Annotated in this window: 10 protein-coding genes and 1 pseudogene; 2 read left to right on the top strand and 9 right to left on the bottom strand. The window is 30.9% G+C overall.

What is annotated here, in order from left to right; all coding sequences use genetic code 11:
- The 9 genes and pseudogenes from RR409_RS19615 to RR409_RS19575 form a co-directional block, all read right to left on the bottom strand.
- The coding region (locus RR409_RS19615) for a biotin/lipoyl-containing protein (RefSeq protein WP_332559473.1) at window positions 1-307 on the bottom strand (307 nt) is incomplete at its 3' end.
- Window positions 308-582: 275 nt separating this feature from the next.
- Window positions 583-1110 carry a hypothetical protein gene (locus tag RR409_RS19610; protein ID WP_332559472.1) on the bottom strand — a complete coding sequence of 176 codons (528 nt, stop codon included), beginning with the start codon at window positions 1108-1110 and terminating at the stop codon, window positions 583-585.
- Between the two features lie 155 nt (window positions 1111-1265).
- The gene (locus RR409_RS19605) at window positions 1266-2696 is read right to left on the bottom strand and encodes an oxaloacetate decarboxylase subunit alpha (RefSeq protein ID WP_332559471.1); all 1431 of its coding nucleotides are present in this window, start codon (window positions 2694-2696) and stop codon (window positions 1266-1268) included.
- 240 nt (window positions 2697-2936) lie between these two features.
- The gene (locus RR409_RS19600; protein ID WP_332559470.1) at window positions 2937-4301 is read right to left on the bottom strand and encodes a citrate:proton symporter; all 1365 of its coding nucleotides are present in this window, start codon (window positions 4299-4301) and stop codon (window positions 2937-2939) included.
- 371 nt (window positions 4302-4672) lie between these two features.
- Window positions 4673-5287 (bottom strand): L(+)-tartrate dehydratase subunit beta, encoded by a 615-nt coding sequence (ttdB, locus tag RR409_RS19595; RefSeq protein WP_332559469.1) that lies wholly within the window; start codon window positions 5285-5287, stop codon window positions 4673-4675.
- Window positions 5288-5307: 20 nt separating this feature from the next.
- Window positions 5308-6216, bottom strand: coding sequence for a L(+)-tartrate dehydratase subunit alpha (ttdA, locus tag RR409_RS19590; RefSeq protein WP_332559468.1), 909 nt, complete (start codon window positions 6214-6216; stop codon window positions 5308-5310).
- 560 nt (window positions 6217-6776) lie between these two features.
- Entirely contained in the window at window positions 6777-7880 is a 1104-nt protein-coding gene (locus RR409_RS19585) for an AraC family transcriptional regulator (protein WP_332559467.1), read from the bottom strand.
- A gap of 531 nt (window positions 7881-8411) precedes the next feature.
- The gene (locus tag RR409_RS19580) at window positions 8412-9479 is read right to left on the bottom strand and encodes a diguanylate cyclase (protein WP_332559466.1); all 1068 of its coding nucleotides are present in this window, start codon (window positions 9477-9479) and stop codon (window positions 8412-8414) included.
- 361 nt (window positions 9480-9840) lie between these two features.
- Window positions 9841-10190, bottom strand: a pseudogene (locus tag RR409_RS19575) (HAMP domain-containing sensor histidine kinase); the annotation flags it as partial.
- A 478-nt stretch (window positions 10191-10668) separates the two neighbouring features.
- Here RR409_RS19575 and RR409_RS19570 point away from each other — a divergent pair.
- Window positions 10669-11223: a DUF4269 domain-containing protein gene (locus RR409_RS19570; RefSeq protein WP_332559465.1), complete on the top strand. Its 555-nt coding sequence runs from the start codon at window positions 10669-10671 to the stop codon at window positions 11221-11223.
- A gap of 316 nt (window positions 11224-11539) precedes the next feature.
- On the top strand, window positions 11540-12011 hold a 472-nt coding region (locus tag RR409_RS19565), incomplete at its 3' end, for a DUF2798 domain-containing protein (protein ID WP_332559464.1).

Raw genomic sequence — 12011 nt, 5'->3', positions numbered from 1 at the left:
AAACTATTTCATTTTCCATCTTCATTGCTTCTAGTACAATTAATAATTGTCCTTTTTTAACTGTGTCTCCAACTTTTACAGCTACATTAAGGATATTCCCTGGCATAGGAGCATCAAGAGCTTCTCCTTCTACGTTTTGCGGTGCGTAGTTTTGTGGAGTAGTAGTTTGTGGTGCGCTAGGTTGTTGCACTACAGGGCTTTGAGGTGCTGTATTTACTCTATCATAGGCAGCACTTGTTTCTCCTGTAACCTCTTCCATTTCCACTTCATAAACCTTACCGTTTAACTTTATAACATACTTTTTCATATTATTAATCCCTTCCTTTTCACCCACTAAGTGAGTTGATTTATAGTATTTTGTGATTTTTCACATTGATTCTTGATAAAATTAATTTTCTACTTATGTTTTAAAATAGCCAAACCTACTTAAAATTAAGATTCTTATAAATTTTTCATATTCCAAAAGTGTTGATTTATGGCTCCCTGTGGCTTTTATAGCTAAAATAAATAAATTAAATTCTTATAATGAACTTAACTTTATTTGAAGCTAATATCATACTTCTTCAACAATATAAAAAACTGTTAACTTACTCTAGTTAACTTTGATATGCGAAAATGAGAGTTTGGTTTATCCTTTCCTGCTATAATAGATGCTGCCAGAGCAACAACAAGTTTCTCTTCTTCATCTATTTCATAATTAATTCTAGCAACTGGAGTTTCAGAATAATTATTATCGATTCTAGTTATTTTCGATATATGCAAATGAGAATTAGGTTTATCTTTTCCAGCCATAATAGATGCTGCTAAAGCAACTACTAATTTATCTTCCTCATCTATTTCGTAATTAGCTCTTTGAAATGAAGCCGCTGAATAATTATTATCAACTCTAGTTATCTTTGATATATGAAAGTGTGAATTAGGTTTATCTTTTCCAGCCATAATAGAAGCTGCGAGTGCTACTACTAATCTATCCTCTTCATCAATTTCATTATGAAAATAACTGCTTTTACCAACTGTTTCTTCAATGTTATTTTCTTTGCTTCCCTCTTCAGATTTCTTATTTCCATTAAATAAGAACCCAAAGACTCTTGAAAATAAAGAACTTCCCATGGTATTTCACCACCTTTAAATAATGAATACCCCACCCTGTTTAACTACTTATATGGGGACTCTTAATATCTTTTTAGCTTAATCTGTGTAACTTAATATTCTAATCTTAATAAAAGTGTAACTTGGCTTATGAAACACAATTAAACAAGAAACTATTACATAGTTACAGTAATATAGTGAACTTCTTCTTCATTGCTTTTTAATTTTTCTTCAGTTTTCTTCTCTACATCAACTGCTACTGCATTACCTTGTAATCTATCTTCAAAAAACTTCTTTGCAACTTGTGGGAATAAAGCATAGGATAGTACATCTTCTAAAGATGTTGCTAGTTCTCCAACTTCTTTCTTATACTTTTCCATTTCTGGCTGAAGTAAATCTGCTGGTCTAGTTGTTACTACTTCATCATTTCCAATGATTTTCTCTCTTATTTCCTTACTAATTGGTGCTGGTGAAGCTCCGTAAAGTCCTTTTACATATTCTTTAATTTCCTTTGGCACCATCTTATATCTTTCACCAGCTAAAATGTTGAATACTGCTTGAGTACCAACCATTTGGCTTAGTGGAGTTACTAGTGGTGGAAATCCTAAATCTTCTCTTACTCTTGGGATTTCTTTAAGCACCGCTTCATACTTATCGCTAGCACCTTGAGCTTTTAATTGAGAAAGAAGGTTAGATAGCATTCCTCCTGGTACTTGATAGGTTAAAGTATTAGGCTCAACATCCATAACCTTAGGGTTTAGTATTCCATTTTCTCTGTACTTTTCTCTGATTGGTTTAAAGTAATCTGCTATTTCACTTAGTAGTTTTATATCTAAATTAGGAGCTCTTTCTCCTTCTTTAAGTGTAACTACCATGGATTCTGTAGCTGGCTGTGAAGTACCTTCTGAAAATGGTGAAATTGCTGTGTCAATAATATCAACTCCAGCTTCCACAGCTTTTAAATATGTCATTGAAGCAATTCCACTAGTGCAATGAGTGTGAAGTTCTATTGGAATGTTTAAAGCTTCCTTAAGCCTTGATACTAGTTCATAAGCAGAATTTGGAGTTAATATCCCTGCCATATCCTTTATACAAATAGAATCTGCTCCTAGCCCTTCCATATCCTTTGATAATTTCACATAATAATCTAAATTATGTACCTTACTTGTGGTGTAACTTATTGCACACTGACAATGTGCTCCTGCTTCTTTAATAACTCTTATAGAAGTTTCAAGATTTCTTAAGTCGTTTAAAGCATCAAATACTCTTATGATGTCTATTCCATTTTCCACAGATTTTTTAATGAAGGCTTCCACCACATCATCTGCATAATGCTTATATCCTAAAAGGTTTTGACCTCTCAATAGCATTTGAAGTTTAGTGCTTTTTACTGTTTTTCTAATTTCTCTTAATCTCTCCCATGGATCTTCATTTAAGAAACGAAGACAAGAGTCAAAAGTTGCTCCACCCCAAACTTCTAAAGCATAGTATCCTGCTTTATCCATCTTTTCTAGGATAGGTAATATTTCGCCTGTTGTAAGTCTTGTAGCAATGAGAGATTGGTGTCCATCTCTTAGTGCTGTTTCAGTAATTTTTATTGGATTCACTATTTATCCCTCCCTGTGCATGATATATTTCATTTTTATCATCATATGATTTCTTAACACTCAATTTTTAATTATAACTTATTATACAATTATAAACCATTGTTTTTTGAATATTTTCTAAATATTTATCCTATAAATAAAAGTCATGGTAAAAGGCTGGCTTAGCATTTATATACTAAGTCAGCCCTAAAGTGTATTTATGTTAGCTTTACGAATATAGCTGAGATTTAGTAGTTGTTATTAATATGGAAGTGCTCCAGTTATACCGAATACCACCAGATAGGTTACAATAACAACCCAGAAATATTTAATATATTCTTTTTGGAATTCAACGAAATTCAGTTTAGTTTCACCACATAGCATATATAGAACAGGAATAACTGGGCTTATAAGTCTAAACGCCTGTCCAACCATGGATGCTACAGCTGCCTGCATTGGTGTAATTCCAAATTGAACCATAACTCCTTTGATAACAGATGCAATTCCGAAATAGAAGGCATCTTGAGGAAGGAAAGTTATAGCTGGTGCTGCAATAATAGCATAAATAGGTGCCATATGTGAGCCAAGAGCTGTAGGAATAATACTTGCAATACTGTTAGCTAATGCAGTTGCCATTCCACTTCCTGTTAATACTCCCGAGAACACCCCTGCACCCATGGTTACTATAGCAGTTGGTAAAACGTCTTCAGCAAGATCTTCTAATCTATTGTTACATTCAGATACACTTCTGTAGTTAACTACAAGAGCAATTGCAGATGCAAGCATGAATATAATTGATCCATGTATATCACCTTTAATTAGTAATGCTAATGAACCAAAAGTTAATAAAAGATTAAACCAGTAAATTTTTGGTCTTTTTAGTTCAGGATCCTTATCACGGATTGCAGAAAGCATTTGGTTTAAGTGTTCCTCTGATATGTTTTTTCCGCTGGTTGGATTGAAGTTAAGACGTTTTCTTTCTTTTTTTCCTAAATAAGCTGCAACTAATATAACTACAACCTGAGCTGCAAGAAGTCCTGGAAGCAATGTACGGAATAAATCACTTATTTCAACTCCAAGGGCAGTTGCTGCTGCAATTGTAGGTCCACCCCAAGGAAGCTGATTCCAAATTCCTATTGGAGCTACGATAACTATTGCTAAATAACTTAATTTTAAATTTAGCTGTTTATAAAGGTTTAAGAAAGCTGCTATACAGATGATAACAGTTGTGGTTGTGTCTCCATTTAGAGAAACAACGCTGGCAACCATAACTGTTGAAAGTAAAACCTTCATAGGGTCACCTTTTGCTTTTTTAATAAAGAACTCCGCTACTGGATCGAATAATCCAACCCCTAGCATTATATCAAAGTATAAAATGGAGAATAAAATTGTAGCTGCTGGTGATATAACTCCCCATGATACCTTTCCGGTTTTTGCATTTAATTTAAAGAAAAGTCCTTCTTGTATCCATTTGAACAAATCAAGTAAACTATGCCCTGTAACTAAAGCTGCAATAATACCAAACACTAGTGGTACAAGTGTTAAAGCTGCAAATACAGGCAGTTTTTTCTTTGATAATAAAACTATGAATACAATAATCATTGCTAGTGCTAAAAATGTTAACATGTTCTCCCCTCCTATTTTAGTATGTTTTAATCATAGATCCCTCATACATAAAGATCTTGTAAAGTTTAAGCTTTCAATTCTCCTTTTTTAAGGTATAAATAAATAACATATTTCATTGATCATTTATAAGAAAATTATCCATCCATATCTGTAAATTCTTGTAATAAAGCAAATATTACTAAGTGCTTTTAAAAATTTGGGAACCAAGGTAGGCTCAGTATCAGTTAAGTCTTAACTTTGGTTCCCTAGATAGGCTTTCAGGATGAAGTTTAAATTTAATCTTTTGGAAAACTTTAAGGGAACCAAGGTAGGTAATGCTCTAGTTAGGTTTAACTCTGGTTCCCACTAAATAAAAATTCAGGTTTAAAAGTTTATTTTATAAACTTAACTTTAGTGTATAAATCTTCTAAAGCTCTTTCTTTACGCTCATTAAATACAACTTTATTTTGCTCAAATAGGTTGTTTCCTTCTGCGTCAATAGAAACGATTAATGGACCAAATTCTTTAACACGGCAAACCCATAGAGTTTCAGGCATTCCTAAATCTTTCCAGTGAGCTTCTTCAATTTCTTCTACAGTTGTTGCTGCAATTACAGCGCATCCAGCTGGAAATACACAGTGTATAGCTTTGTTCTCACGACAACCAGCCTCTGTGTTAGGGCCCATGCCTCCTTTTCCAACAATAACTTTAACACCAGTTTCATCAATAAATTCTTTTTCGAATTTCTCCATACGCATACTTGTAGTTGGTCCAACAGAAATCATTTCGAACTTATCTTCTTCGCCCTCTACCTTTTTAACAATTGGACCCGCATGGAAGATAGCTCCGCCTTTAAGATCTACAGGAAGTTCTCTTCCGTATTCAATAAGTCTTCTGTGTGCAACGTCACGGCAAGTTACTATATGCCCATTAAGGTAAATAACATCACCAACTTTTATATCTTTTAAATCTTCACTTGAAACTGGAGTATTTAAAATTTTCTTCATAGTTCTACCTCCTTTTGTTATTATTTATTATCAATATTTACACCCTTGTGTGTAACCATTTCATAACTTAAATCGCTATTAAAAATTATTGTTCCTCTACGGTGTGCCCAGCAGCCTACATTAAGAGCTACTGAAATTACAGATGGGTGACGTGCTGAATTTTCTATGTTAACACCCATAACTGACTTTGTTCCACGTAATCCCTGTGGTCCAAGTCCTATAGAATCAATTGCTGCTACTAAATCATTTTCAAGTTGTGCTGCTTTTGGATTTTCATTATGACTTCCTACAGGTCTCATTAATGCACGTTTAGACATATAAGCTGCAGAGTCAATTGAAGTACCAATACCAATTCCTAGTAGCAATGGAGGACACGCATTTAACCCATAAGAAGTCATTATATCTAATACAAATTTAACAACTCCCTCATATCCCTCCCCTGGCATTAAAGTCTTACCTTGACCTGGAAGTGAACAACCCCCACCAGCCATGTAAACATCAAGCTCTAGTTTGTCACTATCAGGAATAATATCCCAATATAACCATGGAGATTTAGTACCTGTATTTGTGCCAGTATTAACCTCATCAAAGGTTTCTACTGAATTGTGTCTAAGTGGAGCTTCCATTGTTGCTTTATAAACTGCATCCTTAAAAACAGTGCTTAAATCATCAATGTATGGGAATTTTGAACCTACACGTACAAACATTTGAATTAAACCTGTATCTTGACAAGATGGTCTGTTTAGCTCACCTGCTTGCTGTTGGTTTTTTTCCATAGCTTCATAAATCATTTTAGCCATAGGCATTGTTTCTTCTTCGCTTAATTCCTTAAGTTTAGCTGTAACGTCATCAGGAAGACGTTTACCAACCATTCCTGTAAAATTTGCTACTAGACCTGTTAATCGATCTAATGCTTCTCTTTTCTCCATTGATTTAACCTCCTTATAATTTCATACTAGTGAGTGAAGTAATATTAATCCCAGTCCAAGTTTCATTGACATTTTTATAACGCTGAAATCATTTTCATGAATTGAATTTAACAAATTTTAAAATAGTCAACTATCCTTAATTAAATACATAAAAATTAAAATATTTTAAGATTCTGAGCAAAACTTGAGTCTAATTTTCAAAAATCATATAAAAAAAACCTGCTTTCCATTTGAAGAATCATAGGAATACAGGAGCTTTAAGCAATATGTTTTTTTACTAACCCTCAACATCATATAAATATTTTCCAAAGGGTAAATCTTTAGAATAAAAAAATTTTTATGAAAATTTTGTAAAAAATAACGTTAGAAAGCTATCTATTGAAATTGATAACTTACTAACGTTATAACTGCTTTATTCTAAGTTTTAATACAAAGTTATAGCCTTGATGAAAATATAATTTCTTCATTCGCGAAAGCCTTCGCACAACCAATGTAGGTTCAAGCATGAGTATGTATTCACTTTCATTATCTATGCTGCATCATCTTAAGTGAAAGTGCAATTACTCTAAGAAATCTTTAATGCCATGTTCTAAACAACTCCTGGTTTCTTCCAACTCCCCAGTGATTTTTTCCAATTTACAGGACACTTCTGTCATATATTTAGTTAATTCAGTGATTTTCTCTGAACTCCTTAAAGGATTATTTTTATTATTTCCTAAAGAATTAAAATCTTTATCTGATATATATTCTAATAGTTTATTATTAACTATTTCATTTTCAATTGAAATAAATTCCTTTTTAAAATTCATATCATTTTTCGTGTTTTCATTATTTAATTGTTTTCGATACTCTGAAGGGGACTTACCAAAGCTCTCCTTAAAGGTTGAATTAAAAGCCTTCATATCAGAAAATCCATGTTCTAATGCAATATCTAATATTTTATTCTCTGATTGGCTTAACTCTCGTGTGGCCTCTCTTAATCTTATCCTTGTTAAATAATCATAGAAGTTAATACCTAAGTAAGATTTGAAAAGTTGAGATACATAACTGCTATTATAGCCACTCTCCTTAGCTAATTTATCTAAGGTTATCTTCTTTTTATAGTTTTTATTTATATATTTAATCATTTTATCAATTGCGTTAAGTTTCTTTTGGTTGATCATGAAAGTTGCGGAATGAATTTCTTTAGGTGGAAAATGTAACACAATGTTATGTAAAAGTGCATAGAAAGAACTCTCAAAAAGTAATTTCTCCTGTGGATCTTCTTTGCTGGAGCATAAAAGCATTTCAGAAAGAAAACCTCTTATTAATACAAAAGTTTTTTTATTTCTAGTTTCCCTTGTTGACCATAAATCAAAAAACAGGAATTCAATATTTGTGTAATAATCCTTTAAAAAAATGGGATCTATATGTATTACCATTGCAATACTATCAGGCTTTACTGCTAGAGTGGCATGGCCCATATTTGAATTTATTAAAATAATATCATCAGCTTCAAGGATTCTACTTTGTCCATTTGTGCTAACTTCTACCTCGCCGCTAAGAACAACTAGTAATTCCAAATCATTGTGCCAATTATAATGGTATGAGCCGATTCTATAAACATATTGTTTAAGATTAATTCCTTTATTAGGTTTACTGTATGTATAATAAAATTCTTTCAAATAAACACACCTCCCATGTTTAAGTTTCAGTTCTTTAAAGGTAAATCAAATATTGGTGTTAATACATTTTTTGTATATATGAAAATTATATTTTTATAATTATACCTTTTCAACTTATAAAGTTAAAGTATTATATAAAATTTATTGTATTAATTTTGGGTGGATTTATCAGTAACATAAAATTAGATATTAAAGGTAATGTTTTTGGGATTGAAGCTATAATATCAACAATTAATCACCACTGGCAACGATCTACTTCCCAAGAATACTTGTAATTGAAGAGCAATATGATTTATAACTATTTTCTAAACTAAAGAAATTAATTTCAATTAATCTAATAAATGTTTCGATTTGCGTAAAATACCCTCTAGCTTGCGATAGAGGGTATCTTATGAAATATATTTACAATTTCTAATAATTATATAAGGTTCCACTATTAATGGTTAATTTATTAATTTCAGCAACCTAAAGGGAAACAATATAGTTCAATTTATAAGTTAAGTCTTCACTTTTGTTCCCTGTAGATTAAAATCATATTTCTTTTATTATGCTATTCCACATAACAATTTTATTTCTTCCATTATTTTTAGCATAGCTATTTGCTTTTTCTGCTTTATTTATGATTTCCTCTATTGAAATACTGTCACTTGGATAATTAGCTAAACCTATTGAAATGGTAGTTGGATAAATACATTCTTGAGTTTCTGTCTCAACTGCTTTTCGCACACTTTCAGCTAAATTTAAAGCTCTTTCCTTGTCCACATCTTTTAAAACCACTAAAAACTCATCACCAGATAGCCATCTAAAAACCTTATCCTCAGTTCTTAGTGAATTAGTAATTATTTGGCCCATGTTTCTGATCATTTCATTACCCTTGTCATAGCTTATTTTGTTATATCTCTTTAGGTTATCACCATCAATAAACAATACAGTGAATGCCTTTTGATTTTGGGTATATTCTTCTATTAATCCAGACAAGAATAAGTTACCAGCACGATGATTTGAAAGTCCAGATATGTCATCCTTTAGTGCGAGATTATTTGCTTCTTTATAGGACGCAAGTGTATTCCGTATATTTTTAGTAAAAGTACCTATTATATGCCTTGTAATTCGCCTTTCAGCTTCTTTACTTTTACCTAATACGCAAGCATTATCAAATAGTAATTCGTAAAAGTCCTCAACACAATCTATTTGCTCATTGTAATCTAAGGTAAATTTATTTAATTGTGCTAAAGTGAAACCAATGTTTTTCATATTTTTATAAAATTCATCTTCTACTTTACCCGCTAATTCATCTATTTCTACTGGATTATAATTAGGTATAGTGATTATAAAATCATTATTTCCAAACCTATAACCATAAATATTATCATACCCTGAAATTACCGTATCTATTGACTCAGAGGTTATTTTTATACATATATCCCCAATATCTACTCCATACTTTTCGTTAATAGTTGCAAGGTTAAATATATTGAAAACTATAAAAGCTCCTTTAGTTCCAAATATTTTACTTGTATCTGCCTCAATAAAATCAAAAAAATTTGGCAGTTTTCTTGAAATATTCATATTTACATACTTACATATATCTATCCCCATATAAGCTCCTTATCTTGTGTTTTAAAACAGTTTTTAACATGAAATTTCCTTGATTTTAAGAAATATCAATCAACTTATTAATTCTTTCTAATATGGTAAAATTCCTTTATTTTCATAAATTATTTGAGTTAAAACTTTGTTTATTTCATTTTCAACTATGAAATCCTCTGCTTTGTATTTATTCATTATACAATCACTACTTAGAATCTAATTTTACTAATAGCCTCACTAACTTTCTAGTTTCTGTGTAAAATATCCTTAATTAATAATCTTAAAATTTCCAATAAATTAAAAGCTACAAGGGAAACCCTAGTAGCTTGCTTTAAGTTGACACTTAATTCTATATTCTTCATATTGATATTTACTTTACTGGTAATTTAACCTCAAAAGTAGTTCTATCATTTTTACTATAGGCCGATATTGTTCCTTCATGAAGCTCTATAATATTTTTGTTAGGGATAAGCCTAATCCAGATTCACATATATTGCTGTTTCTTGACTTTTCAACTCTATAGAACCTATCAAATATATATGGTAAATCTATTGATGCTATTGTTTCACCGTAATTTATAACTTTAACTACTGTCATATTCCCTTCAAGTTTTGTTGCTATATCAACATAAAATCCATGTTCTCCATACCTAATTGCATTAGACAACAAATTTTCAAATGACATAACTAGCTTCCATGCATCTGCATTTACTAATTGTTCTACAGGATTTACAATAATTCCTGATACATGCCTTTCTTCCTGAATTGCTTCATCAGCATATAATATATTGGATATTCAATGTATTTGGAGGTTTTGAACACTATTTATCTATATTTAAGTTATACTCTAGATATTGAAAGTGCAACATAAAAATCATATAAGTTTCAAATAAAGACTGTGGTTTTATTTTTAAATGGTAATCTTTTGTGTGAAAAACACGAAATGCAATTCTAATAATTCGCAAATATCATTTATATTTGCAATATACCTCTTTTTATTTATAATAGTAAATGGAATTTATTAAATTTTACTAGATTATCAAAGCAAAAATATAGTTAATTTACGATAAAATAAATCTAGAGAATAATGCTTAATGGTAAACTACAGTAATCTTTTACTGAACCTATAGCTATCTTTGTAGTTATAAAAAGTTAGAAAAATAAAGTTCCAAACTAATGTTAATTCCAAAGGAGTTTATATGAAAAGTAAAAATTGGAAAGATGTATCTTATTTAAAATGTGGAAATTTGAAGCAAAGAAAGGCTTATGAAATAATTACAGATACAAAAGTATTAGATATATTGAAAGAATACACCCCTATAGTGGTTGGTACCATACCTATAGACATTGATATAGAAAACAGTGATATAGACATAATCTGCAAAGTTGAAAATTTTAATATGTTTCGTGAAGTATTGGTTTGTAATTTTAATATATATAAAAACTTTAAAATCACTCAGGAAGCAAAGGTGTTAACTTGTAATTTTGAAGTGAATGATATTGAAATTGAAATTTATGCTTCAGAGGAAGCTACAGACAAAGGAAATGGATATAGACATATGGTCATGGAAGATAGGCTATTAACTTTGTATGGTGAAGATTTTAAAAAAGAAATAATTGAATTAAAGCTCCAGGGTCTAAAAACAGAGCCTGCCTTTGCAAAGGTATTAAATTTAATGGGGAATCCCTATGAGGAATTATTGCTACTTGAAAAGCACAGTGATGAAGATTTATATAGAATATATAACAAATAATATTTAATATTTAATATGCATAATAGAATAGCGAATATAATATTATTTTATTTAACATCCACTTATAACCAATATTACCTAGTGTTTTTTTTATCTCAAACCGCTAGACATTTGAAAGTTTTTGAATAATCAATAACTTGACTTTTTTAAAAATAATTGGTATAGTACTAAGGAATTAAATAATATGCTTGAATTAACGACACATGTTGTGCTTTGCACGTAAATCTGATTACGGTACAAAGCCCCAACTGTGTCTTTTTTTGTTGTCTAAAATTCGACAACATTGACTTAAGTAAAAGGAAGGAAGGTATTTTTTATGCCAAAAACAAAATTTCAGAAAGTAGTTTTTGCTTTCTTATCCGTGACAATCACGGTTCATGTATTCGTGTTTTATAATCTTGCCCTTGAAATGGGGGGGATGTCAAATCAGGTATTTGTTGCATCTCGTGGAGTGATTCCAATTGAGTTTGTCTTTGCATTTTTACTTCAAATATTTATCGCGGGGCCACTTTCATTAAAATTGGCTTTCCGTGTTGTAAACCCAAGAGAAGATAAGCCATATGTAATCACAACTGCAATCATATGTGCAACAGTAGGTTTAATGTGTCCAATGATGTCCTTTATAGCTACGCTTTTATATAATGGTATCACTGTAGAGTTTTTTGTACAGTGGATGCAGAAAATAGTATTCAATTTTCCGTTAGCATTTTTCTCACAGTTGTTTTTCATACAGCCTTTAGTAAGATTCCTTTTTGGAACTATTTTCAAGAAACAGTTTGAAAAAGAAA

The sequence above is a fragment of the Clostridium sp. genome, from assembly GCF_036642255.1.
GTDB lineage: Bacteria > Bacillota > Clostridia > Clostridiales > Clostridiaceae > Clostridium_J.
This window is presented reverse-complemented; position numbering and strand designations above follow the sequence as displayed.

Excerpts from the sequence above, each read along its gene's own strand:
- RR409_RS19580 (WP_332559466.1), bottom strand. The coding sequence starts at position 9,479 with ATGGGGATAGATATATGTAAGTATGTAAATATGAATATTTCAAGAAAA.
- RR409_RS19610 (WP_332559472.1), bottom strand. The coding sequence starts at position 1,110 with ATGGGAAGTTCTTTATTTTCAAGAGTCTTTGGGTTCTTATTTAATGGA.
- RR409_RS19600 (WP_332559470.1), bottom strand. The coding sequence starts at position 4,301 with ATGTTAACATTTTTAGCACTAGCAATGATTATTGTATTCATAGTTTTA.
- RR409_RS19570 (WP_332559465.1), top strand. The coding sequence starts at position 10,669 with ATGAAAAGTAAAAATTGGAAAGATGTATCTTATTTAAAATGTGGAAAT.
- ttdB (WP_332559469.1), bottom strand. The coding sequence starts at position 5,287 with ATGAAGAAAATTTTAAATACTCCAGTTTCAAGTGAAGATTTAAAAGAT.
- ttdA (WP_332559468.1), bottom strand. The coding sequence starts at position 6,216 with ATGGAGAAAAGAGAAGCATTAGATCGATTAACAGGTCTAGTAGCAAAT.